Raw genomic sequence first — 24,303 nt, forward strand, 5'->3', positions numbered from 1 at the left:
CGGTTCCTCAGCGTCTCCTCAGACCAAGCCGCAGGCCGACGGGCTTGAGCGTGAACTCCTCCGCGACCTCCAGTTGGTAGTCCGGCACGGGTTCGAGCTCGTAGCGGTGCAGGATCAGCGCCAGCGCCAGCGTGGACTCGTGGAGGGCGAGCTGGCGTCCGATGCACGAGCGCATGCCCGTGCCGAAGGGCTTGTAGATGCCCGTCGGGCGGGTGCGGGCGTGCTCCGGGAGGAACCGGTCCGGGTCGAAGGCCAGCGGGTTCGGGCCCCACACCGGGTCCCGTTGCACCCGCAGGGTCAGCGCGAGCAGGGCCTGGCCCTTCCGGACGGCGTGGCCGCCGAGGGTGGTGTCCTCCTTCGGTTCCCGGAAGTAGCCGGGGGCGATCGGCCACAGGCGCAGCGTCTCGTCGACGACCCGGCGCACGTACTTGAGCTTGTGGATGTCGGCGAACACCGGGTCCGGCTGCGTGCCCGCGGGCCACAGTGAGCAGACCTCCGCCCGGGCCCGGTCCGCGATCTCGGGGTGGGTCGCGAGCAGATGCAGCGCGAACGACAATGTGCCGGAGGTGGTCTCGTGGCCGGCGCTGAGGAAGCTGATCACCTGGTTGCGGATGTTCTCGTCGCCGAGATGCTGGCCGCTCTCGGGGTCCGCGGTGCCGAGCATCAGCGCCAGCAGGTCGTCGGGCTGACCGTCCGGGTGGCGGCGGCGCTCGCGGATGATGTCGTCGACCACGTGCCTGATGTAGTCGACATCGCGGGCGTTCTGCCTGATGTCCTTGCCGTGGACCGCGTTCTCCAGCCAGTGCACCGGGATGCGGAACCCGGCGCGCCCGATGTAGGCGAACATGCGCGCCACCGCGACGGCGAAGGGGTCGGGCTCGCTGCGCGTGAACGAATCGAAGTGATAGCCGAACCCGATGCGGCCGATCGTCTCGAGCGTCAGCTTGCTCGTGTCGGTGTGCACGTCGACGGTGGTGTCCTCGTCGGCAAGGGTGTCCCAGTGGGCAAGGAGTTCGCCGACGGTCTCGAGCATGATGTCGTGATAGCTGCGCATCGCGGAGAGCGTGAAGGCGGGCATCAGGATGTTGTGCGCTCGCGACCAGTTGGGTTCGTCGCTGTATGCGGTTGGCAGCGCGTCGCCGAGGAACTCGCGGGAGGCCGCGAAGGCGAAACCGACGTGTTTGCCGAACCGTTTCTCGTCACCGAGTTCCGCGTATGCCACGGGCCCCGAGACGACCGTGAGGTGCCGGTTGAAGATCTTGGTCTCGTAGATCGGGCCGAGGAACCCGGCGAGTTCGGCCAGTCGCTGGGCGGGGCGGGCGGCGTCGGCGGAGAGCACGTCGCCCAGCACCGGGAGCCGGTGCGGTGGGTGCGGCAGCGTGTCGCTGGTCATCGCGGGAAGCGGACGAGCCATGACTGATTCTCGCGCACTTCGGGGGTGTTTGTCGCCCCTCACCGCCGCCCCGGCGTCACGGTGTCATCCCCAGCCGCCCGCCCCGACCACCGGGAGATTGACGAAGCTGGGTTGGCGCGGATCGAGGGCGAGGTGCTGCGGTCGCAGTCCGCCGGCCACCAGGTCCGGCAGCGAGGGCAGCAGGCGCGGCAGGTCCGTCGCGAAGATGTCGACGCGGAGGCGGTGGCCCTGCTGCAGGACCGCATCGGTGGCGTCGACGTCGATGTCCAGCACGGTGGGCAGTCCCGGGGTGGCCGGCTCGATCGTCGACTTGGTCAGTGGGTGGACCGGCACCGTGTAGTCGCCGTTGGCCGATCTCTCGCTGCGGGACTCATCGATCGCGCGGCGCGAGGAGAGCAGGGCCCCGTTGCTCAGGATCGTCGAGGTGCCATCGGGGGCAACGTCGTTCACGGTGACGTGCCACACGCCCTCGGCGGCCTCGGTGACGGTGTTGAGGTGGACGTTGATCGGGCCCGAGATTGCGGTGGGGGAGTCGACCGCGGCGCTGGTGAAGGTCAGCGCCTCGCCCTCGGCGAAGCGGGTGTCCCTGGTGCAGGCCGACCCGAGGATCGCGCCGATGCCCGCCGTCCCCGACGCGGTGTCCCGCGAGCACGCCATGCGCAGCCCGGGGAACACCGTCATCGCGTTCGGTTCGGTCGGCACCTGCGGGCTCAGCGATCCGTCGCCCCGCGCGTGTCCCGCGGTCCCCGACGGTGCGGCGGACAGGTACATCCGGCGGTGGTCGGCGCCGGGGCGGGGGAAGGATTCGGTGCTGGTCCAGCCGCCGCCCTGCTGGTACATCGTCACGGGTCCGTAGTCGTCGATCCCGTTGTCGATGCCCTTGAGCCAGCGGTCGAACCATGCCCGTTCGAGCACGTCGAGCCGCGGCGGGCTGCCGGGCAGACCCAGTCGGTAACCGGGGTTGATGTGGTACGTCTCGTCCATCATCAGTTGCTTGCGGCCCGGTGGCAGCGGAATGTCGTTGTACAGGCGCGGTTCCCCGCGTTTGAAGATGTCCTTCCAGCCGCCGTAGATGAAGGTCGGGATGGTGACCTTCGAGGCGTCGACGCCGCGCGTGGCATAGAAGTCGCCGTCGTCGAGTGGCGGGGAATCCCCATAGAACAACGCCTGGAAGACCTCGGGAACCAGCGTGATCGGATCCGAGGCCCGGTCGAGAAGCCACTGCGGGTCGAACTGACCCTTGACGAGCGACTCGAAGGGCGGCATCCACTTCAGGAAGTTGACGCCGAAGATCCACAACGGCATGAAGCCCGAGCCGAGTACCCCGCCGGGGGCCGCGACCTCGCGGTGGAAGTCCTGCCCGGGGATGACGGGGAAGATCGCCTTCAGTCCCTCGGGGTTACGACCCGCGGCCTGGATCTGATTGATGGCGGAGTAGGACATGCCCGCCATCCCCGTCGTGCCGTTCGACCAGTTCCTGCCCCGGACCCAGTCGAGCACCTCGACGGTGTCCTGCTGTTCACGCTCGTCGAAGGTGCCCCAGGTGCCATTGGAGTATCCGGTGCCCCTGACGTCGACGATCACCTGCGCGTAGCCGTTCTGGACGAGGTCGCGGTTGACGCCGAGCAGTCGGGCGCCACCGCCGCGGACCACCTGGGTGAGCTCGGTGATGCCGTCGAGGGGAGTGGCCGAGAAATCGAGGTTTCCGACGAAGTCCATCAGTCGGGGTCCGAGGGCGGGATGGTTGGCGACCTCGTCGATGAGGGTGTCGACAAACCGTGTGTACGGGGTCAGGTTGACCACGGTCGGCACCCGGCCCTCGATCGCCTTCCCATCGGCATCGGCAGCGCGATAGACGTTCGCTCGCAGCACCACGCCGTCACTCATGGTGATCGGGACGTCCTTCTCGACCGCGATGCCAGGGTACTGCGGCGGCGCGTCGACGAGTTCGGTCCAGTCCTTGCCCGCCTCGGCGGCCGGTTCGGCGATCGCGGCAGGGGCGGCCAGCGTGGCCCCGACGATCAGGGTGAGGATGGCGGAACCCGCGGTCCTTGGCCATGTGTGCACGATCGTGCCTCCAGGGGATTGTGACTGGCATCACCGAACGGGCAGACGCTAGCACGGATCTTACTTTTGAGTAAGTTACCGCTGGAGGGGCTCGCCTCTGGTCGTGTTCCCTGGTCGACCGAAATCGATTCGAATCCGATTTGTTGCGGCTCGGCAGCGATATTCGCGTCCGCAGGTGGTAGCCACATTCGCGAACTAGCATGGCTGCTTGGGTACTTCCGCCGCGGTCGCGGCCGTCACGGGCATGCTGATCCAGGGAGAGGGAAGCAGATGGATTTCGCACCCACCGAACGCTGTCAGGAGTATCGCGACAAGCTCGTGGCCTTCATGGACGAGCGGATCTACCCGGCCGAAGCGGTGTACGAGCAGCAGATGCGCGAGTCCGGGGATCCGCACTTCCAGCCGCCGATCATCGAGGAACTCAAGGTCGAGGCGCGGTCGCGGGGGCTGTGGAACCTCTTTCACCCGCATCCCGGGTACGGGCCGGGGCTCACCAACTCGGAGTACGCACCGCTGGCCGAGATCATGGGACGGAGCCACCTGGCGTCCGAGGCGTGCAACTGCTCCGCCCCGGACACCGGGAACATGGAGGTGCTCACGCTCTTCGGCACCGACGAGCACAAACAGCGCTGGCTCCGGCCGCTGCTGGAGGGCACCATCCGCTCCGCGTTCGCCATGACCGAGCCGGACGTCGCCAGTTCGGACGCGACCAACATCCAGATGACCATGGTCCGCGACGGCGACGACTGGGTGCTCAACGGGCGCAAGTGGTGGACCTCGAATGCGTTGCACGCCAACTGTCGGGTGCTGATCGTGATGGGCAAGACCGATCCCGCCGGGCCCGTCTACAGCCAGCAGTCGATGATGGTGGTACCGATCGACGCACCCGGGATCACGGTGGTGCGCGGGCTGCCGGTGTTCGGCTACCAGGACCGCGAGGGGCACGCAGAGGTGCTGTTCGAGAACGTCCGGGTCCCCGACGCCGACGTGTTGGCCGGTGCCGGTGCGGGTTTCATGATCAGCCAGGCCCGGCTCGGACCGGGGCGCATCCACCACTGCATGCGCGCGGTCGGGATGGCGGAGCGGGCGCTGGAGCTCATGTGCCTGCGGGCGTCGACCCGGGTGACCTTCGGCCGCCCGCTGAGCGCGCGCGCCAACATCCAGGACTGGATCGCCGAGGCGCGCATCGAGATCGAGATGGCACGGCTGCTGACCCTCAAGGCCGCCTGGCTGATGGACACCGTCGGCAACAAGGAGGCGCGCACCGAGATCGCCGCCATCAAGGTGGCCGCGCCGCGGATGGCGCTCAAGATCGTCGACCGCGCGATCCAGGTGCACGGCGGCGGCGGGGTGTCCGACGATTTCCCGCTGGCGATGATGTACGCGCACCTGCGCGCGCTGCGGCTCGCCGACGGCCCCGACGAGGTCCACAAACGGACCATCGCGCGCCAGGAGCTGCGGCCGTACCGGTTCGCCGCCGAAGAGTCCGTCGCCGCCGCGAAATGACATACACCACAACACAGTCCGTGACAGGAAAGGGAACCCGATGAGCAACGCCGTAGGGCTCGACGAAGAGGCGGTGTCGACCTGGATCGCCGACATGGGGGTCGGTGCCGTCGCGCCGCTCGAGTTCAAGCGGATCGGCAACGGCCAGTCGAACCTGACCTACCTGGTGTCCGATGCGGGGGGTGGCCAGTGGGTGTTGCGCAGGCCGCCGCTCGGGCACCTGTTGGCGTCGGCACACGACGTGGCCAGGGAGTACCGGATCCTGTCCGCCCTGCAGGGGACTGGGGTGCCGGTACCGAAGGTGCTGGGCCTGACCGAGGATCCGGCGATCACCGACGCGCCGCTGATGCTGATGAGCTACGTCGACGGTGTGGTGATCGACAGCATCGGGGTGGCCAAGGAGCTGACGCCCGAACGTCGACGGGCCACCGGGCTGTCGATGCCGAAGGCGTTGGCCAGCATTCACGCTGTCGACCTAGAGCTGGCCGGCCTCGACGATCTGGCGAGCCACTCGCCGTACGCGGAGCGCCAGCTCAGGCGCTGGTCGGGGCAGTGGGCCAAATCGAAGACCCGCGACATCCCGGCGGTCGACGAGTTGGCGGCGCTGCTCACCCGGTCCATCCCCGCGCAGACCGAGCTGACCCTGGTGCACGGCGACTTCCACCTGAGCAATGTGATCACCGCCCGCGACGATGGCCGGGTGGTCGCCGTCGTGGACTGGGAACTGTGCACTCTCGGTGATCCGCTCGCGGATGTCGGTGCGCTGCTGGCGTATTGGGCGCAGGCGGAGGACGAGGTGCCCGGGCCGTTCGCGGCGTCGACGCTGGAGGGCTTTCCGACGAGAGAGGAGCTGACGAAGGCCTACATGCACGAGACCGGCAGGGATCCGGCCGCGCTCGGGTTCTGGCACGCGCTCGCCCTGTGGAAGATCTCGATCATCGCCGAGGGGGTGCTGCGGCGGACGATGGAGGATCCGCGGAACACGGCCGCCGTCGGGGCGCCGTCGACGAAGCTGATCGACGACATCGTGGCCCAGGCGATGGACATCGCGCGCAGAGCCGGCCTTCGGTAGCCGATCGTGTTCGAATCGTGACCAAAAGAATCTTGTAAAAGAAATCGCAAATCTGGTAGACGAATCCCGGATGAGTGTGCAGACTTCTCTGTGAGCCGGATCACGGTGGCAAGAATCACATAGAAGGAGAACAACATGGACAACATCCTCAGCCAGCTGATCTCGATTCTCGGCGGCCTGGCGGGCGGTCTGACGTCGGGTTCGTCGAAGCCCAAGACCACCACGTGAACACTCGGACCTGATCGAATGCCCCGCTTCCCGAGAGCGGGGCGTTCGGCGTTGCTGGCCTCGGTCGACGTGGTCGGGGCGGCTACGCTTCACGGCCATGGCCACCACTGACTCCGCGGAACGTTCGGGCAAGTTGTCGCGTGCGCGGATCCTCGAGATCGCCTTGGAGCACTTCGCGGTTCATGGATATCGGGGCAGTTCCCTCGCGAAGATCGCGGCCGAGGCCGGGATCTCCCAGCCGGGACTGCTGCACCATTTCCCCAACAAGGCGGCGCTGTTGATGGCGGTGCTCGCCGACCGGGATGTGCAGGATCTGCACGCGACGGGCACGGATCCCGACGCCCTGTCCGGGATGGACTTCGCCGAGCTGATCGCCTTTCTCGTTCGGATCGTGCGCCACAACGTCCAGAATCGTGACCTCGTTCAGCTCGCGCACCTGACGGCCGCCGAGGCCACGGGGTCGGAGCATCCCGCCCGCGAGTGGGTCGTCGGTCGACAGAAGTTCCTGCAATCGTTGGTCGAATCGTCGCTCCGCCGCAGTATCGAGGAGGGCTCGGTGCGCAGCGACGTCGATCCGAGGATGACCACCCTCGTGCTGGTCGCCGCGGTGGAGGGGCTGGAAAACCAATGGCTGGTCGACGACGACGTGGACATGGTCGGTTCCTTCGTCCACTTCGCCGAACAGTTGCAGCGAGCGGTGACGCCGACCGACTGACCTCGCGGCTCGCGGGGTCGAGTGCGGGTCTTTGCTGCGATAGCTAGCCTACCGAGCGATAGGTCAGCTACTGTGTGGCCGCATCACGACGTGGGTGCGAAGCGCTCACCACATCGAGAGGATCTGCATGAGTTCGGGAAGTCGAGCAGTGCTCGTGACGGGCGCGGCGGGTGGCCTCGGAGCGTCCACGGCGGCGTTCTTCGCGCGCAGGGGCTGGCGCGTCTTTGCGGCAGACCTGCACGAACCCGACGCGTCGCCGGGCATCGTCCCGATCGCAATGGATGTCACCGATGGTGAATCGGTGGCTGCGGCATTGAAGGCGATCGAGGCCGAGTGTCCCGACGGATTGAGCGCCGTCGTCACTTTCGCGGGGATCATGATGGTCGGGCCCCTGATCGAGTTCGAGGACGGGGACCTCCGCCGAATGGTGGATGTCAACGTCCTGGGGATGCATCGCGTCATCAAGGCCGCTTTTCCGCTGATCCACAGGGGCAAGGGCAGGGTCGTCACCATCAGCTCCGAGACCGGCTGGCAGCGCGCGCTGATGCTCAACGGCCCGTACGCCATGACCAAACATGCCGTCGAGGCCTACTCCGATGCGCTTCGGAGGGAACTGATGTTCCTCGGCGTTCCCGTCAGCGTCGTTCAACCGGGACCGTTCCGCACCGGCATGGTCGGCGGCATCGAGGCGGCATTCGAGCGCGCCCGCTCGAGATCCGTGTTGTTTCCCGGGCTGATCGATCGCGTGGGCCGCATCGCCGTGCGGGAACAGGAACGGGCGCACGATCCGGGGCTCCTCGCCGACACCATCTGGACGGCGGCCACGGCCTCCCGACCCAAACTGCGGTACTCGGTGCGCCCGGACCTGCGCCGAGTGCTGCTGCACGCGGTGCCGGCACGGGCAGTGGACGCGCTCTTGAGGAGGGCGTTCGCGAGCGCCACCTGACCCCGGGCCCGGCCGTCGTCCTCGGCTCAGGCCGGAGGGGTCAACTGGCTCACCGCGCTGCGGATCTCCTCGGGAATCGCCACCGGGCGCCGGGTCTGCGCGTCGATGTAGACGTGCACGAAGCGTCCCGTGGCGGCGAGATCGAGCGCACCGTGCTCGCCCACCCGGAAGATCGCCAGCGCGTAGACGATGCTGCGCGCGCCGAGCCGGGCCACCGACAAGCCGACCTGCAGCTGGTCCGGGAAGCTCAGCTCGCTGTGGTACCTGCACGAGGTCTCGGCGACGACGCCGATCGCGGGCAGGTCGCGGATGTCGACGCCGACCGCCGACATCAGCCAGCCGTTAACCGCGGTGTCGAAGTACGAGTAGTAGGTGACGTTGTTGACGTGGCCGTAGTGGTCGTTGTCCGCCCAGCGGGTGGGTACCGGCCACAGCACGGGGTAGTCGGCGGCGGTGGGCTCGGAATGGGCGGAGGTCATGGTGGCGACCTTAGATCAGGCGTGTCGGGACAGCTGCCTCGGTGGCGGCGCCGTGTGGATCAGCGAATCGACGAGCTTGGCCATCGCCGAACCGGCGGCGTCGGTGGCGGTTGGCCCCAACGCGACCAGCGAGACGATGAGGGCGGCGGCCTCGCCTGGCGTGAGCGTGATCGGGTCGACGTGGCGCCTGGCATCGATGGCGTACCCGCCGCCCGGTCCGTTGCGGACCTCGATCGGGATGCCTGCCTCGCGCATCCGGGCGATGTCGCGCTCGACGGTGCGCGGGGTCACGCGCACGGTGTCGGCCAGCGCGCGCGCCGTCGTGAACTCCGGCGACCGGGCGCGCAGGCACTCGATCACCGCGTGCTGGCGTTCGATGCGCCGCAGCGTCAGGTGGGGATCGGTGGACTTCGAGAAGGCCATGGCGACAAGGTTATAGAAGCCGACACCTGCTTGTCGGGCTCTCCGTTTACTGTGACATTCACCCTCACATTCAAGGAGTGCGCATGAACACCGAACCGACGTCGACACCGATCGTCTTCCTCAGCGGCGCAGGGCTTCCGGCCTGGATCTGGGACGAGGTGCGGGCCTCGTTGCCCGTCGACTCGGTCGTCGCGTCCTACCCGAAGCGCGCGGACGCGACGCTGCGGGACTACGCCCAGGCGGTGCTGGCGCAGGCGCCCGACGGTGAGTTCACCGTGGTGGCGCACTCGATCGGTGGCGTCGTGGCGAGCGAGGTCGCCGCCCTCGCGCCCGAGCGGGTCGGCGGGCTGCTCGGTGTCGCGGCCTCGGTGCCGTCGGCGGGCCGCTCGTTCCTCGGCGCACTGCCCGCGCCGCAGCGGCACATCGTCGGGCTGATCATGCGCATCGCGGGCACCCGGCCGCCCGAGAAGGCGATCCGTTCGGGCCTGTGCGCCGGTCTCGGCGAGGACGACATCGCGCGCATCGTCGCGGACTTCGCGCCGGAATCGCAGCGCCTCTACCGGGATCACGTCTCGGCACGGACCCTGCCCGCGCGCACCGGCTACGTCGTGACGACGGGGGACAAGGAGTTCCCCGCGGCCCTCCAGGGCCGGTACGCCGACGAGCTCGGTACGCAGTGGCGGCGGGAGATGGCGACGGGCCACCTGCCGATGCTGCAGGATCCGGCGTCGCTTGGCCAGATCCTCAAGGAGTTCGCGGCCGGGGCCTGACGCCGCGCACCACCAGCCGGAATACCAGCCCGGCGACGAGGGCCCAGAAGGCCGACCCGATGCCGAGGATGCCGACCCCCGATGCGGCGATCAGGAAGGTGAGCACCGCCGCCTCCCGGTCTGCTTCGTCGGCAACCGCCGCCGCCAGCGAGCCGCCCAGCGTGGCCAGCAGCGCCAGGCCCGCGACCGCCTCGACCACGCCCTGCGGCGCTGCGACGACCAGTGCCGCGAGCGCCGCCGAGCACAGCGCGAGCACCAGATAGGAGCAGCCCGCGGTGAAGGCGGCCACCCAGCGCCGTTTCGGGTCCGGGTGCGCGGACGGGGCGGCGGCGAGGGCGGCGCTGATGGCGGCGAGGTTGATCGCGTGGCCGCCCGCGGGTGCGCCGATCACGGTGCCGATGCCGGTGACGGTCATCGCCGACTTCCACGGCACCCGGTACCCGAAGGACGACATCACCGCGGTGCCAGGGATGTTCTGCGAGGCCATCGTCACGATGTACAGCGGGATCGCGATGCCGACCAGCGCCTGCCACGTCCAGTGCGGGACGGTGAGGTCGAGGGTCGGTGCCAGCGCGGACGTGTCGAGGGAGCCGTCGCCGAACGCGATGCTGACGCCGATCACCACGGCGGCAGCGGCGAAGGCCGCGGGCACGGCCCAGCGTCGGGAGAACCGCAGCAGGACCAGCCAGACGAGGACGACAGGGGCCACCGCGGCGGGGGAGTCGCGGAAGGCGGTGACCGGGGCGAGGCAGAGCGGGAGCAGCACCCCCGCGAGCATGGCCTGGGCGAGCGCGGTGGGGATCGCGGCGATCAGCCGGCCGAGCCGGGGCCACAGGCCGGTGATCGTGACCGCGAGGCCGACGACGATGAAGGCGCCCACCGCCGCGGGCCAGCCGCCGACGACCAGGCCCGTTCCGGCCAGCAGTGCGGCGCCTGGGGTGGACCAGGCCAGGGTGATCGGCATCCGGTAGTGGCGGGAGAGCCAGAGCATGCCGATCGCCTGGGTGACGCACAAGGCCATCAGGCCGGACGCGGCCTCGGCGGGACTCGCCCCGACCGCGCGCAGGCCGGTGAGCACCACGGCGAAGGAACTGGTGAAGCCGACGAGCGCGGTGACCACGCCCGCGCTGATCGGGTGCGAGAGCCCCGGATCGCGCGCGACCGTGGGCTCCGCCTGTTCGGCTCCCGTCGGATCGGGCTCGAGAGTTCGTGACACGACCGCCATCTTGCCGCAGCCGTGTGCGTGGCCCCCGTCGAGTGTGCACCTGCCGTCGCGCTACCTGTGCGTTTGTCCCGGCGACTGCACACTCGGCGAGGTGGCCGGCCAGCCGCGGACCCTCTTGCGTCAGCCGATCTGCTCGAACAGGGACACGATGATCCCCTCGGGCCCACGCACGTAGGCCATCCGCACGCTGTTCTCGTACTCACCGATGCCGCCGATGAGCCCGTACCCGTCCGCAGCCACCGCGTCGACGGCCGCCTGGAGGTCGCCGACCTCGAAGGACACGTTGCGCAGCCCGACCTCGTTGGCCATCGCCGTCGGCGATCCGGGCACGTGGTCGGGCGTGACGAAGGTCGCGAGCTCCAGCCGGGACCCTCCGCCCGGCGGCCGCAGCATCGCGATCTCACAGTGCGCGCCGGGGATGCCGCAGACGGTCTCCACGAACTCGCCCTCCACGGATCCGGTGCCCTCTACCTCGAGACCGAGTCCGACGAAGAACGCCGTTGCGGAGTCGAGGTCCGCAACGGTGATGCCGATGTGGTCGAAACGTTGTACGTGTGCCATGGGATCCATCCTCCAGTTCTTGTCTTGCCGATTCGATGCTGGGACGGAGCAGGGGTCGGGATCTCGACATGCTCTTGCCGCAAAGCGCGGGCCAACCCAGGGTTTCGAAAGGTCGTGCGGGACGAGCCACCTGATTTCCCGGCCATGAGCATTGACCGTCCGTCAATCGAACGTCTGTCGCCGGTAGGGTGGAAGCGACATGGAGATCGTGATCCGGTCCACGCCAGACGAAGTCGCCTCGACCGTCGCCGACATCGTCGAGCGCTCCGTGCGCCGAGGCCCGACGACGCTCGGCCTCGCGACCGGGTCGTCTCCGCTCGGCAGCTACCGCGAGCTGATCCGGCGGCACCACGACGACGGGTTGGACTTCTCGTCCGTCCGGGTGTTCCTGCTCGACGAGTACGTCGGGCTCCCGAAAAGCCATGAACAGTCCTACTTTTCCGTGATCCGGTCCGAGTTCGTCGATCGGGTGAAGCTCGACCCTGGCCGGGTGCAGGGCCTCGACGGGCAGGCGCAGGACCTGGCCGCGGAGGCCGCCCGCTACGACGCCGCGATCGCCGCGGCCGGCGGCATCGACGTGCAGTTGCTCGGGATCGGCACCGACGGACACATCGGCTTCAACGAGCCGGGGTCGTCGTTGACGTCACGGACGCGCATCAAGACGCTCACCGAGCAGACCCGCCTCGACAACGCCCGCTTCTTCGGCAGCGTCGACGACGTCCCGCTCCACGTGCTGACCCAGGGCCTCGGCACCATAGGCGAGGCCCGGCACCTGGTGATGGTCGCGGTCGGGGCGGGCAAGTCGGACGCCATCGCCGCGGCGGTGGAGGGTCCGCTCACCGCGTTCTGCCCGGCGTCGGTGCTGCAACTGCATCGGCATGCCACCGTGGTCGTCGACGAGGCGGCAGCGGAGGGGCTCGCGTCGGCCGACTATTACCGGTACGCGTTGCGGCACAAGCCGACCTGGCAGCAGTTCTGAGACGACGGTCCTTCGGTCAAACGAGGGGTGGGACCGGTCGGTCCGGAGTAGGTTCTGCAGAGAACTGCACGTCTGACGACGGGACCCGGCGATGACAGCACAGGTCGTGACCAGGACACATCGGCGGCGGGGGTTGCTGGCGGCGGCGGCCGTCACCCTGCTGATAGCGGCGGGATGCGCAGACGATTCGACCTCGGAACAGGCGGCCAGCACCACGCCTGCAGGCGCCGAACCGAGCGCGGAGATGGATTCCGCCGTCGCCCAGCGCCTGGACGACGCGATCAACGCGACGATGGCCAAGGCATCCGTGCCAGGCGCGATCGTCGGCGTCTGGGGGCCGGAGGGCAACTACGTCAAGGCCTTCGGCGTCGCCGACAAGTCCACCGACGCGCCGATGGAGACCGACTTCTACAGCCGGATCGGCAGCCTGACCAAGACCTTCACTGCCACCGCCGTCCTCCAGCTGGTGGACGAGGGCAAGGTGGGCCTCGACGACCCCATCTCGAAGTACGTCGACGGCGTCCCCGCAGGCGATCAGATCACCATCCGGGAGCTGGCCCGCATGCAGAGCGGGCTGGCCAACTACTCGGAGAGCCCGGAGTTCCAGCAGGCATTCTTCGCGGATCCCAAGGCGCCCTTCACCCCGCAGCAGCTGCTGGACTATGCGTTCGCCCAACCCGCGACCTTCCCGCCCGGCCAGGGATTCCAATACTGCAACACCAACTATGTGCTGCTGGGACTCGTGGTGGAGAAGGAAAGCGGGCTTTCGCTGCCGGACTACATCAACGAGCGGATCCTCCAACCGTTGCACATGGAGAAGACGAGCTTCCCCACCACCAACGCGTTCCCCAGCCCGCACGCGCAGGGTTACACCGTGCAGACCGCCGACGGCAAGGAATCCACGGCCACCGACTGGGATCCGTCCTGGGGCTGGGCGGCGGGCGCGATGATCTCGACCCTCGAGGATCTGCACATCTGGGGACCGGTGCTCGCGACCGGCACCCTGCTCAAGCCGGAGACGCAGGCGCAACGGCTCGAGACGGTGAACGCACCCGGTTATCCTCCGGACGTCGGCTACGGACTGGGGCTGTTCAACGCCGCCGGCTGGATCGGTCACAACGGCAGCCTGCCCGGGTATCAGACCGTGACGGTCTACCTGCCGGAGCAGAAGACGACCCTCGTCATCATGATCAACACCGACATCGCCTACGAGGGCGGCGAGCCGAGCACCCTGCTGGCGACGGCGATCACCGAGATCATCTCCCCGGAACACGTCTACCGGCTGAGCGTCGCCGCGCCGACCCCAGAGGCGACGACCCCAGAGACGACGACTCCCGAGGCGACAACCCAGTCGACCGAGCCCACTCGCTGATCCGGGGCACTCGAACGCGCCCATTTCGCTGACGTACCCATCCGCGCGATCCATCGGCTCCGAAGACCTTGCGAACTACCATGCAAGGGAGCGGAGGCGGGCATGCCGGCAACGAGTTCGACGTCAACGGACGAGAACCCCGTCGTCAGGAACGGGGCGCTGCGGCTGATCTCGCGGGCGGTGTCGGGGGTGATCGCCGCGGGTGTGGTGCTCGGCGTCGGCGAACTGCTGTCGGCGCTGACCGGCCCGGAATCGTCGCCCTTCTTCGCGGTCGGATCGACCACGGTCGATCGCAGCCCGGCCTGGGCCCGGGAGTTCGCCATCACGACCTTCGGCACCAACGACAAGCCGGCGCTGTTCGTCGGGATGTCGGTCCTCATCGTGGTGATCGCCGCGATCGCTGGCATCGTCGAACGGCCGTCGCGGCCGTACGGCAGCGCGATCCTCGCCGGCCTCGGACTGGTCGGGATGTACGCCGCCTACAACCGGCCCGGCGCAGGCGGGGCCGATGTCGTGCCGACAGTGGTCGGGGTGACCCTTGGCATCGTGGTGTTGCGGCTGCTCACCGCCCAACTCGACGGACCGCCGCGCGACGTCGACGGGGGAATGGGACGGCGCCGGTTCCTGGTGATCGCGTCTGTCGCCGTCGCGGTGGCCGCCGCCGCGGGGGTAGCAGGGCGGCAGATGAACCAGCGGCTGAGCGGGGTGCTCGAGAACAGGCGTCGGGTGAGGGTTCCCACGGTGGTGGACCGGGCGGCGCCCATCCCGCCCGGAGTCGACGTCGAGATCCCCGGCGCGACCTCGTTCATCACCCCGAACCCGATCTTCTACCGCATCGACACCGCGCTGCAGGTGCCCCGTCTGACGACCGAGGAGTGGCGCCTGCGCATCCACGGCATGGTGGACCGCGAGGTCACGCTGAGCTGGGACGAGTTGATGCGGCGGACGCCCGTCGAGCGCAGGATCACGTTGACCTGTGTCTCGAACGAGGTCGGCGGCGAGCTCGCGGGCAATGCCACCTGGGTCGGCTTCCCGATCGCGGATCTGCTCGACGAGGTCGGGGTGCAGCGCGACGCGGACATGTTGTTGTCCACGAGCGTCGACGGATTTACCGTCGGAACGCCCGTCGAGGTGCTGCGCGACGGCCGCGACGCGCTGCTGGCCATCGCGATGAACGGCGAGCCGCTGCCGCTCGAGCACGGGTTCCCGGTTCGCCAGGTGGTGCCGGGGCTGTACGGCTTCGTCTCGGCGACCAAGTGGGTGGTCGACTGGGAGCTCACCAGATTCGATCGGGCACAGGCGTATTGGACCAAACGCGGATGGGGGGACAGGGCACCGATCAAGACGGCCTCCCGGATCGACGTGCCCGCGGCGTTCGCGCCGGTGCCAGAGGGACGGGTGACGATCGCGGGCACCGCCTGGGCACAGCACCGGGGTATCGAGAGGGTGGAGGTGCGGGTGGACGAGGGGCCGTGGCAGCCCGCGACCCTCGCGCCCGAGTACTCCGTCGACACCTGGCGCCAGTGGTCCTGGCAGTGGGATGCGCCCGCGGGGGTGCACAACGTGCAGGTGCGCGCCACCGATCAGGGCGGCAACGTCCAGACCGAGGAGCGCGCCGCGCCGATCCCCGACGGCGCCACCGGCTGGCACAGCCGCACCATCACCGTGCGCTGACGCCGAGTGTGCACTTGCTGTCGCGCTTCCTGGGGGTTTGTCACCGCATCTGCACACTCGGCGGCGGTACGGTGTGGCCATGGTGGCTATCGGGGTGCTTCGCGGGGACATCACGAAGGTCGAGGCGGACGCGATCGTGAACGCGGCGAACTCCGGACTGCTCGGCGGCGGGGGAGTGGACGGCGCCATCCACCGAGCCGGCGGGCCGAGCATCCTCGAGGAGTGTCGACGGCTGCGCGCGAGCACGCTGCCGGACGGGCTGCCCGCGGGCGACGCCGTCGCGACCACCGCGGGAGATCTGTCCGCGCGCTGGGTGATTCACACGGTGGGCCCGGTGTACTCGGCCGACGAGGACCGGTCGGCGGTGCTGCGTTCGGCGTACACCCGCAGCCTCGAGGTGGCCGACGAGCTGGGCGCGCGGACAGTGGCGTTCCCGCTGATCTCGGCGGGCGTCTACGGCTGGCCGCACGCCGACGCCGTGCATCAGGCGGTCACCGCGGTGCGCCGCTCCGGCACCTCGGTGCGGACGGTCACCTTCGTCGCGTTCGGCGAGCCGATGGCCGAACTGCTGCGACGCGAGCTCGGGGTGCTCGTCACCGCCGAGGAACTCGCGGCTCGGCTGGGCGAGCCAAGGCCGCCGGTGGTGCTCGACGTCCGCTGGGCGCTCGGCGACCCGAACGGCCGGGAACACTTCCACGACGGGCACATTCCGGGCGCCTCGTTCGTCGACCTGGAAACCGAGCTGGCCGCGCCGCCCGCGCCGGAACACGGCAGACACCCGCTACCCGAGATCGACGACCTACAGTCCGCGGCCAGGCGGTGGGGGATCGACACCGGCGACGCCGTCGTCGTCTACGACGCCACCGGGAACACCGCCGCCGCGCGCGCCTGGTGGCTGCTGCGCTGGGCCGGGGTCTCCGACGTCCGGATGCTCGACGGCGGGCTGTCGGCGTGGACTTCGGCGGGGCTCGACCTGGAATCCGGTGCGGGCCAACCGGTGCGGGCCGGGGACGTGGTGCTCACCGCCGGACACCTGCCGACGGTGACGGCGGGAGAGGCCTCCGAGCTCGCGGCGGACGGGGTGCTGCTCGACGCCCGCGCCGCCGAGCGATACCGCGGCGAGGTGGAGCCGGTGGACCCGCGCGCGGGCCACATCCCGGGGGCGCGTAGCGCCCCGACAGCCGAGAACCTCGACGGCGCAGGACGATTCGCGGACGCAGAGACGCTGCGCCGACGCTTCGCCGGGCTGGGCGCCGACGGTTCGGCGCCGGTCGCGGTCTACTGCGGTTCGGGGGTGACGGCCGCGCACGAGGTCGCCGCGCTGGCCATCGCCGGGATCGAGGCGGCTCTGTACCCGGGCTCGTGGTCGCAGTGGTCAAGCGACCCGGATCGTCCCGTCGCGACCGGACCGACCCCCTAGGGCCCGCACTAGGCCCGACTCACCCGGTCAGGACCGCGAATACTCAGAGGCCCGGCGGATCTGGTCCGGGGTCGGGCGCACCCCGGTGTAGAGCTCGAACTGGGCCGCGGCCTGCAGCGCGATCACCTCGGCGCCGGTGATGACGGTCTTGCCCAGTTCTGTTGCCGCGCGGACCAGCGGGGTCTGCGGTGGCATGGCCACCACGTCGAACACCGCCTCGGCCGCGCCGACGGCCTCGCCGGGGAATGGTGAGAGCTCGGCTCCTGGCCCACCTGACATCCCGATCGGGGTGGCGTTCACCAGCAGCCCCGGCCGCTGCTCGCCCAGTTCCGCGCGCCAGCCGAAGCCGTACTGGTCGGCGAGCGCTCGCCCGGTGACCTCGTTGCGGGCGATGACAGTGACCTCACCGAACCCGTTGTCGCGCAGCGCGGCCACCACGGCCTTGGCCATCCCGCCGCTGCCCGCGACGGCGGCGGAGAGCGCAGGGGGGACCCGGTGCTCGGCGAGCAGCGTCGCGACCGCCTCGTAGTCGGTGTTGTAGGCGTGCAGCACACCCTCCTCGTTCACGATGGTGTTCACCGAGGCGATGGCGGACGCCGAATCGTGCATCACGTCGACGTGCTCGATGCAGGCCTCCTTGAACGGCATCGAGACGCCGCAGCCGCGGATGCCGAGGGCCCGGATGCCTGCGATGGCGGCGGGCAGGTCCGTGGTGGTGAACGCCTTGTAGACGAAGTCCAGGCCCAGTTCCTCATAGAGGAAGTTGTGGAACCGGGTGCCGATGTTCGACGGACGCGCCGCGAGAGACATGCACAGGCGGGTGTCCTTGGTCAGGGCGTCTCGGATGGTTCGGCTCACCCACTCGACGCTATCGGCGGGGGCCGCCGGTAGTCCACCCGGTCGGCCCTCTCAATACACGTCGATCTGCGTGACGCGAGGAATGTGCGGACGATCGGTGGTGAGCGTGACCTCGACGCGGCCGGACCCCGTCTCGAGGTGCGTCCACGGCTCCGCGGGAAAGTCGATCACCCCGCCGCTGACCTCGGCGGACCACGATCCCGCAGCGCCGCTGCCCAGGTTGCGCCAGTGCAGCGTCGCCGATACCGAGCACAGCTCTCCGGGCGTCGTCGATATGCCGACGAACGTCGCGTTCAGTCGGACGTAGACCAGCCCGGTGAGCCTGTCCGTGGCGACGGTGACGCCTCCGATTCGGCCGCCACAGGCGAGTCCGTCGGCGACGGTCGCCGTGTCCGGGATGGTCACCCACCTGTCCTGCGTCGGATCCGCCGTCGCGGGGGCGCTTGCACCGAACGGCCCGGCCAGCGCCAGGCCGCCGATCACGATCGACCTGCCGAGCGTGGCAAGAGACATGTCGTTCCGATCGTCGCCGGACAGTTGTTCGACGCTACCCCGGCGGATTGGCCTGGCATTTCCGTTTGTCGGGACCGGGACACCGTCCCGACGCCGGACGGGTCAGCCCGTGAACGGCGGTACGAACATGCACGGCACCTCGCGCCGGTGCGCCGGGTCGAGCGCGTTGAACACCATGTACGCCGCGCGCTTGGAGCCGGCGATGGCGGCGTGCTCGGAGTAGTCCTGCGCGCAGGTGTCCTGCACGACGATGTTGTTCACCGTGTAGCCGGGAGGTCCCTGCACCTGACCCTGAGACAGGGCGATGGCCTCGTCGTACCGGGTGGAGATGTTGGTGTAGTTCACGCCCTTGACGTAGGGGGTGCCGCCTGCGTTGATCTTCTTGATCAGCTCCGACTCGGCGGTCATCTCACCACAGCCCTGGCAGACGGGAATCGAGGTCTCGGGCACCCCCAGCCGCTCGGCGTAGGCGGGCAAGGCGTCGACGCCCATGGTGGTCAGGCCCAGCCACGGCGGTGCGACGGAGACGTAGTTGGTGATCGTGCCCTCGCCGCCGAGGTGCTTGAGGTAGTACGTCGGGATCAGCGTGCCCTGCGAGTGGCCGACGACGTCCACCGTCTGGGCGCCGGTGGCGGACAGCACCCGCTCGACGAAGGTCTTGAACTCGCCGGCGCTGTTCTCGAGCGGGCCCATCCCGCCGATGGCCGAGATCGGCCATGGTGCGCCGGGAATCGCCCCATAGGTCAGGGCGAACACGCAGAAGCCGGCGTTCTTGAGCATCGGGACGTAGGCGCCCCAGTTGGTCTGCTGCCCGCCGCCCGTTCCGTGCACCAGCACCACCGGTCGCGGGTGTTCCGCGGTCGGCTTGCATCCGAAGTCGTTCGCGCCGGGCAGCGAGCCGCCGGGGTTGGTCAGCTCGTTCGGGATGCCCGCGAAGAAGTTGTAGTTCTCCGGCAGCGGCTCGGCCTGGGCCACCCCCGCCCCGAACGGCAGGACCAGCGCGGCCAGCGACAGGACGAAGGCCGCGGTGCGTGACGCTCGGAACATGTGCCCCCCATTGTTGTATGGATCACTGTGATTGCGGATCACAGCAACCTAGCAAGTGCTCGGTTGGTTGCATAGGGGGAAATCGGGCAGGTTCGGTGCCCCGCACCGTCAGGGCACGGGGAAGCGGGTGGCGACGATCGACTCGAGGTTGCTGCCGTCGTGGCCGATCATCCAGGAGCCGCCCTGGCGCTCGCAGTTCGCGATGTCGTCGAAGACCCGCATCAGGAAGTAGATCGAGAGGTCGGGCGATGGCGTCAGCGCCAACTGGTGCGACTCGCCGGGTCGGGTCATGTCCAGCCACACGCCGGATTGCCCGTCCAGCCGCAGGCCGACGATGTGCGCGGCGTCGACGAACTGGTATCTCCGCTGCTGCCACGGCGTGCTGTGCGAGTAGCCCTGTTCGAGCACCTGAACCAAGATGGTCATCTCTCGCTCCCGTGCGATTCGCCCAATGGCCCATTATCCCGCTGGTCAGACGGATTAATCCAGCGTCGTCGCGACTTGTCGTGGCTGCCTGATTGGATGGGCTGATGGTGCACGCGGTGTGGTCCCCGGGATCGGGGCTGATGCTGTGGCGCGACGGCGGTGCACCCGAGTCGGTCGAGGACGACATCGAGCACCTGCCCGTGTCGCTGCGGCGGGCCCTCGGCCGCAGGTTCCGGCACCGGGTCACCGTGTCGCTGCCGAACGGCGACGGCACCCTCGGCGAGGTGACGGTGCCCGCCCTCGCGCTGGCGCCGCCTGCCGCCGCCGCGCTGCTGCTCGACCTCCCCACCGGACCGACTCCCGGTATCCCCGGCGACCTCCGCTTCCTCGCGCACGTGGCCAGGGGGGTACGGAGCTGGGTCCGGGCGGGCCGGGTCGTGCCCGAGCTCGAACGCGCGGACGGCCAGTGGTGGGCCCGGTGGCGGCTCGTCGGGGGCGACCGGCAGCGGGCCTGGATCTCGGAGTTGGCGGCGGTGACGCCCGCGGTGCTCCGCGGATCCGGCGGAGCGCGAAAGGTCCTGGAGGATTTCGTCTTCGAGATCACCGACCCGATCGTGCGCGACCTGCTCGGCGACCGCGGCAGCGAGCACCCGCTGCTCGCGGCGCTCGCCGAGGGCACTCCGTTCGCGGAGGGCTCCCAGCGGATGGCCACCGATCTGCAGCAGTGGCGGCAGAGCCTCACCGTGGACGAGCCGGACCTGGTTCTGCGGCTGCTCGAACCGGAGGACGACGACGAGTCCGCCCTCGAGGACGGCGCCCTCGTGCTCTGGCGGCTGCAGGTCTGCCTGCGGCCCGAGGGCGAGGCGCCCAGCCCGGTGCCGGTGCACCTGGGTGATCCCAAGGCGCTCACGGTCGGCGTCCGCAAGCTCGCCGAGGCGATGGCCGCCTACCCGATGCTCCGTGCGGTGCCGTCGGACCCGGACAGCCTGGACCTGCTGCTGCCCCTGGAAGTGGTGACCGACCTGGTCGCGCACGGGGCCAGGGTGCTCGCCGACGCGGGCGTCACGTTGATGCTGCCGCGCGCGTGGAGCGTGGTGGCCCCGTCGCTGCGGCTGCGGGTGACCAGCCCGCCGGTCGCGGCCGACACCGAGGACAGCGCGGTCGGGATGAACCAGCTCGTCGCGTACAACTGGGAGCTCGCGCTCGGCGACCTGGTGCTCACGCCCGCCGAGATGGCGCAGCTGACCCGAGCCAAGACCGACCTGGTCCGGCTGCGGGGACAGTGGGTACAGGCCGACAAGACCGTCCTCGCGCGGGCCGCCAAGTACGTCATCCGGCAGGCAGGCGACGGCGGAGGCACCCTCGCCGACCTCCTGGGCCAGCTCACCGCGCCGGAGCCGCCGCCGGCGCCGGTGGAGGAGATCACGGCCACCGGTTGGGTTGCGGGACTGCTCGATTCGGGAGCGCGGCCGACCAGCGTGCCGCAACCGCCCGGGCTCGAGGCCCGGCTGCGGCCCTATCAGCGGCGCGGGCTGGACTGGCTGGTGTTCATGAGCGACCTCGGGCTCGGCGCGGTGCTCGCCGACGACATGGGCCTTGGTAAGACGGTGCAACTGCTCGCGCTGCTCGCCCACGAACGCACCGCGGGGGCGCGGCGCCAGGGGCCGACCCTGCTGGTCTGTCCCATGTCCGTGGTCGGGAACTGGCAGCGCGAGGCCGCCCGGTTCACGCCGGGCCTGCGGGTACTCGTCCACCACGGCACCGACCGCCTGCGCGCGGAGCAGCTGACCGCGGCGGTGGCCGAACACGACCTGGTGATCACCACGTACGCGCTGCTGGCCAGGGACACCGCCGCCCTCGGCGAGCAGAACTGGCGCCGGATGGTGCTCGACGAGGCCCAGCACGTCAAGAACTCGGGCACCGCCCAGGCGCGGGCGGCGCGGGCGATCCCGGCGGCGCACCGGCTCGCGCTGACCGGCACCCCCGTCGAGAACCGGCTCGACGAGCTGCGCTCGATCCTGGACTTCGTGAACCCGAAAATGCTCGGCAGCGCCCAGCAGTTCCGAGCCCGGTTCGCCGTGCCCATCGAACGCGAGCACGACGAGGGCGCGTTGGCGCGGCTGCGGACCGTGACCTCGCCGTTCGTGCTGCGCCGGGTCAAGACCGATCCCGCGGTGATCTCGGACCTGCCGGAGAAGTTCGAGATGACCGTGCGCGCGAACCTCACCGCCGAGCAGGCCTCCCTCTACCGGGCCGTGCTCGACGACATGATGGAGCGGATCAGGGACACCGAGGGCGCCGCCCGCAAGGGTGCGGTGCTCGCGGCGCTGACCAGGCTCAAGCAGGTGTGCAATCACCCGGCCCACTTCCTCGGCGACGGCTCGCCGATGCTGCGTCGCGGCGGGCACCGGTCCGGCAAGCTCGGCCTCGTCGAGGACATCCTGGAGTCGGTGCTCGCCGACGGCGAGCGTGCGCTGCTGTTCACCCAGTTCCGCGAGTTCGGCTCGCTCGTGGCCCCGTATCTGGCCGAGCGGTTCGGTGCCGAGGTGCCGTTCCTGCACGGTGGGGTGTCGCGGGCCAAGCGGGACGCGATGGTGGAGGGGTTCCAGGGCGGGGACGCCGCGCCCATAATGCTGCTCTCGCTCAAGGCGGGCGGTACCGGGCTCAACCTCACCGCGGCCAATCACGTTGTGCACCTGGACCGCTGGTGGAACCCCGCGGTCGAGAACCAGGCCACCGACCGCGCCTTCCGGATCGGTCAGCGTCGCGACGTGCAGGTCCGCAAGCTGGTGTGCGTCGGCACCCTCGAGGAGCGGATCGACGCGATGCTGGCGAGCAAGTCGGAACTGGCGGACCTCGCCGTCGGCACCGGCGAGAACTGGATCACCGAGATGTCCACGGATGAGCTCCGCGAACTGATGATGCTCGGCGAGGAGGCGGTGGGCGAATGAGCCGGAGACGCACCGATTTCAGCCAGTTCGGCACCCGGCGCGCGGAGCGCGGCGGCCCCTTTGCCCAGTCCTGGTGGGGTCGCGCGCTGGTGTCCTCGATCGAGCGGATCGCCGACACCGGCCGGATCGCCCGCGGACGCGGCTCCGCCCGCGCGGGCCAGGTGATCAGCTACCGGATCGCGCCAGGTGCGGTGGTCGGCGAGGTCCAGGGCAGTCAGATCGACCCGTTCACCGCGACGTTCACCCTCCGCCCGCTCGACCCCGACACCGTCGATGTGTTGATCGACCGGGTGCGCAGGACGCCGGGCATGCTCGCCACCCTCGCCTCGGGAACGGTACCGATCGAGCTCGGGGAACTGTTGTTGCCCACCGAGTCCGGCGACCTGGACTTCGGTTGCACCTGCCCGGACCAGGGCTGGCCGTGCAAGCACGCGGCGGCCATCGTCTATCTCACCGCGCAGCGGCTGGACACCGAGCCGCTGGTCATCCTCACCCTCCGCGGGCTCGATCTCGACAGCCTGATCCGCTCGTTCGACTCGGACGGCGAGGACGCGGAGTCCGCACCCGATCTCGACGACTACTTCGGTGACCGGATCGAGCTGCCGCCGCTGCCGCGGGTCGAGTTCCGGCCCGCGCCGGACGATCTCACCCCGGAGCCGTTGCGCCGGGCGCTGCGGGCGGGAGGGGTGGAGGAGCCGGTGGTGGCCGCCGCCCTCCGCGAGCTGACGGCCACCTACCGGATCCTGGGCGGGCAGTGACGCCCGACGCGGTGACGCCGAACTACATGCGCTGCGAGGAGATGTTGCCGCCGTCGACGACCAGCTCGCTGGCCGTGATGTAGCTGGCCTCGTCGGACAGCATGAAGCGGACCACCCGGCCGACCTCTTCGGGGCGGCCGAGGCGGCCCATCAGGATGCGGCGCTCGAACGTGCCCTCGGGCAGCAGATCGACGGTGGGCTGCAGCATCGGCGTGAGGATCTGTCCGGGGGAGACGCAGTTGATGCGGATGCCGTCGGGCCCGAGCCGGTCGGCGAGCGAGCGGACGACCGCGAGCATGCCGCCCTTGGCCGCGCTGTACACCGGGTTGATGGCGTTGCCGAGGTGCGCGTTGATCGACGAGATGCCGACGATCGCCGAGCCCGGGTTCGCCTGGAAGTCCGGCAGCAGCTCCTTGGTCAGCAGCACCAGCGGGCGCAGGTGGGTGTTGATGCCCAGGTCCCACACGTCCACGGTGACGCCCTCGAGCGAGCCCTGGTCGACGACGCCTGCGGCGTGCACGAGGCCGCCGATGTTCGGCAGCGCGGCGCGGGTGGTGGCGAGCGCGTCCGCGTACAGGTCCGGGTTGCTCAGGTCGACACCGACGCCGATCGCGGCGACGCCGAACTCGGCGGCGATGGCGTCGGCCTCGGACTTGGCCTTGGCCTCGTTGAGGTCCCAGAGGGCGACGGGGCGGCCCGCCTCGGCGAGCGCGCGGGCGGAGGCGAGGCCGATGCCGGAGGCGCCGCCGGTGACGACGACGGCGGTCGTGAGGGAGGGCTTGGTGGATTCAGACATGTTCCCAGCGTCGGCCTGCCAGGGGGCGCCCACAACCCCCTCGTCCCGCTCAGCGGCTACGCCGCCCGTGAGTCCTTCCGGCCCGCTACGGGACCAGAAGGAC

23 protein-coding genes and 1 pseudogene are annotated in these 24,303 nt (G+C 69.8%); 13 read left to right on the top strand and 11 right to left on the bottom strand.

The window, feature by feature from the left end; translation table 11 throughout:
* Positions 1-7: 7 nt before the first annotated feature.
* Together ACWFRB_RS03220 and ACWFRB_RS03225 are read right to left on the bottom strand one after the other, a co-directional pair.
* On the bottom strand, positions 8-1,414 hold the full coding sequence (locus ACWFRB_RS03220; protein WP_452638793.1) for a cytochrome P450: 1,407 nt from the start codon (positions 1,412-1,414) through the stop codon (positions 8-10).
* 63 nt (positions 1,415-1,477) lie between these two features.
* Positions 1,478-3,481: a CocE/NonD family hydrolase gene (locus ACWFRB_RS03225; RefSeq protein WP_452638795.1), complete on the bottom strand. Its 2,004-nt coding sequence runs from the start codon at positions 3,479-3,481 to the stop codon at positions 1,478-1,480.
* 270 nt (positions 3,482-3,751) lie between these two features.
* Between ACWFRB_RS03225 and ACWFRB_RS03230 the strand changes: the two genes are divergently transcribed.
* The 5 genes from ACWFRB_RS03230 to ACWFRB_RS03250 all read left to right on the top strand — a co-directional run bounded on the left by ACWFRB_RS03230 (position 3,752) and on the right by ACWFRB_RS03250 (position 7,948).
* Complete coding sequence (locus tag ACWFRB_RS03230) at positions 3,752-4,987, top strand: acyl-CoA dehydrogenase family protein (RefSeq protein ID WP_452638796.1); 1,236 nt, start codon at positions 3,752-3,754, stop codon at positions 4,985-4,987.
* A gap of 40 nt (positions 4,988-5,027) precedes the next feature.
* A complete protein-coding gene (locus ACWFRB_RS03235) occupies positions 5,028-6,059 on the top strand; it encodes a phosphotransferase family protein (protein ID WP_452638798.1) in 1,032 nt (343 codons plus the stop codon).
* Between the two features lie 135 nt (positions 6,060-6,194).
* On the top strand, positions 6,195-6,287 hold the full coding sequence (locus ACWFRB_RS03240; RefSeq protein WP_174562951.1) for a VENN motif pre-toxin domain-containing protein: 93 nt from the start codon (positions 6,195-6,197) through the stop codon (positions 6,285-6,287).
* A gap of 97 nt (positions 6,288-6,384) precedes the next feature.
* Positions 6,385-7,002, top strand: a complete 618-nt coding sequence (locus ACWFRB_RS03245; protein ID WP_452638799.1) for a TetR/AcrR family transcriptional regulator — start codon at positions 6,385-6,387, stop codon at positions 7,000-7,002.
* A 127-nt stretch (positions 7,003-7,129) separates the two neighbouring features.
* Complete coding sequence (locus ACWFRB_RS03250) at positions 7,130-7,948, top strand: SDR family NAD(P)-dependent oxidoreductase (RefSeq protein ID WP_452638800.1); 819 nt, start codon at positions 7,130-7,132, stop codon at positions 7,946-7,948.
* Positions 7,949-7,974: 26 nt separating this feature from the next.
* Here the strand turns inward: ACWFRB_RS03250 and ACWFRB_RS03255 are convergent, their stop codons facing one another.
* Entirely contained in the window at positions 7,975-8,427 is a 453-nt protein-coding gene (locus ACWFRB_RS03255; RefSeq protein WP_452638801.1) for an acyl-CoA thioesterase, read from the bottom strand.
* 15 nt (positions 8,428-8,442) lie between these two features.
* Positions 8,443-8,850 (bottom strand): helix-turn-helix transcriptional regulator, encoded by a 408-nt coding sequence (locus ACWFRB_RS03260; protein WP_452638803.1) that lies wholly within the window; start codon positions 8,848-8,850, stop codon positions 8,443-8,445.
* 83 nt (positions 8,851-8,933) lie between these two features.
* Between ACWFRB_RS03260 and ACWFRB_RS03265 the strand changes: the two genes are divergently transcribed.
* The gene (locus ACWFRB_RS03265) at positions 8,934-9,620 is read left to right on the top strand and encodes an alpha/beta fold hydrolase (RefSeq protein ID WP_452638804.1); all 687 of its coding nucleotides are present in this window, start codon (positions 8,934-8,936) and stop codon (positions 9,618-9,620) included.
* Here the strand turns inward: ACWFRB_RS03265 and ACWFRB_RS03270 are convergent.
* Complete coding sequence (locus ACWFRB_RS03270; RefSeq protein WP_452638805.1) at positions 9,595-10,845, bottom strand: benzoate/H(+) symporter BenE family transporter; 1,251 nt, start codon at positions 10,843-10,845, stop codon at positions 9,595-9,597. The two genes, ACWFRB_RS03265 and ACWFRB_RS03270, sit on opposite strands and share 26 nt — an antisense overlap.
* A gap of 120 nt (positions 10,846-10,965) precedes the next feature.
* Complete coding sequence (locus ACWFRB_RS03275; protein WP_452638806.1) at positions 10,966-11,406, bottom strand: VOC family protein; 441 nt, start codon at positions 11,404-11,406, stop codon at positions 10,966-10,968.
* A gap of 199 nt (positions 11,407-11,605) precedes the next feature.
* Here ACWFRB_RS03275 and nagB point away from each other — a divergent pair, with 199 nt between their 5' ends.
* From nagB to ACWFRB_RS03300, 5 genes and pseudogenes are all read left to right on the top strand, one after another.
* Complete coding sequence (gene nagB, locus ACWFRB_RS03280; RefSeq protein ID WP_452638808.1) at positions 11,606-12,385, top strand: glucosamine-6-phosphate deaminase; 780 nt, start codon at positions 11,606-11,608, stop codon at positions 12,383-12,385.
* Between the two features lie 91 nt (positions 12,386-12,476).
* A complete protein-coding gene (locus ACWFRB_RS03285) occupies positions 12,477-13,757 on the top strand; it encodes a serine hydrolase domain-containing protein (RefSeq protein WP_452638810.1) in 1,281 nt (426 codons plus the stop codon).
* 102 nt (positions 13,758-13,859) lie between these two features.
* Complete coding sequence (locus tag ACWFRB_RS03290) at positions 13,860-15,431, top strand: molybdopterin-dependent oxidoreductase (RefSeq protein WP_452638811.1); 1,572 nt, start codon at positions 13,860-13,862, stop codon at positions 15,429-15,431.
* A gap of 79 nt (positions 15,432-15,510) precedes the next feature.
* Positions 15,511-16,002: pseudogene (locus ACWFRB_RS03295) on the top strand (O-acetyl-ADP-ribose deacetylase); the annotation flags it as partial.
* On the top strand, positions 15,988-16,851 hold the full coding sequence (locus ACWFRB_RS03300; RefSeq protein ID WP_452638834.1) for a sulfurtransferase: 864 nt from the start codon (positions 15,988-15,990) through the stop codon (positions 16,849-16,851). The pseudogene ACWFRB_RS03295 and the gene ACWFRB_RS03300, both read left to right, overlap by 15 nt.
* A gap of 27 nt (positions 16,852-16,878) precedes the next feature.
* Here ACWFRB_RS03300 and ACWFRB_RS03305 read toward each other — a convergent pair whose 3' ends face one another.
* From ACWFRB_RS03305 to ACWFRB_RS03320, 4 genes are all read right to left on the bottom strand, one after another.
* The gene (locus ACWFRB_RS03305; protein WP_452638813.1) at positions 16,879-17,709 is read right to left on the bottom strand and encodes a shikimate 5-dehydrogenase; all 831 of its coding nucleotides are present in this window, start codon (positions 17,707-17,709) and stop codon (positions 16,879-16,881) included.
* A 51-nt stretch (positions 17,710-17,760) separates the two neighbouring features.
* Positions 17,761-18,222: a hypothetical protein gene (locus ACWFRB_RS03310; RefSeq protein WP_452638815.1), complete on the bottom strand. Its 462-nt coding sequence runs from the start codon at positions 18,220-18,222 to the stop codon at positions 17,761-17,763.
* A 102-nt stretch (positions 18,223-18,324) separates the two neighbouring features.
* A complete protein-coding gene (locus tag ACWFRB_RS03315) occupies positions 18,325-19,269 on the bottom strand; it encodes an esterase/lipase family protein (protein WP_452638817.1) in 945 nt (314 codons plus the stop codon).
* A 108-nt stretch (positions 19,270-19,377) separates the two neighbouring features.
* On the bottom strand, positions 19,378-19,695 hold the full coding sequence (locus ACWFRB_RS03320; RefSeq protein WP_452638819.1) for a hypothetical protein: 318 nt from the start codon (positions 19,693-19,695) through the stop codon (positions 19,378-19,380).
* 104 nt (positions 19,696-19,799) lie between these two features.
* Between ACWFRB_RS03320 and ACWFRB_RS03325 the strand changes: the two genes are divergently transcribed.
* The gene (locus ACWFRB_RS03325; RefSeq protein WP_452638820.1) at positions 19,800-22,646 is read left to right on the top strand and encodes a DEAD/DEAH box helicase; all 2,847 of its coding nucleotides are present in this window, start codon (positions 19,800-19,802) and stop codon (positions 22,644-22,646) included.
* Positions 22,643-23,404, top strand: coding sequence for an SWIM zinc finger family protein (locus ACWFRB_RS03330; protein ID WP_452638821.1), 762 nt, complete (start codon positions 22,643-22,645; stop codon positions 23,402-23,404). Before ACWFRB_RS03325 ends, ACWFRB_RS03330 begins: the two co-directional genes overlap by 4 nt.
* A 22-nt stretch (positions 23,405-23,426) precedes the next feature.
* On the opposite strand, the gene ACWFRB_RS03335 is transcribed toward ACWFRB_RS03330, so the two are convergent.
* Complete coding sequence (locus ACWFRB_RS03335; protein ID WP_452638822.1) at positions 23,427-24,200, bottom strand: SDR family NAD(P)-dependent oxidoreductase; 774 nt, start codon at positions 24,198-24,200, stop codon at positions 23,427-23,429.
* Between the last annotated feature and the right edge of the window lie 103 nt (positions 24,201-24,303).

The sequence above is a fragment of the Rhodococcus sp. NPDC055112 genome (assembly GCF_053607505.1).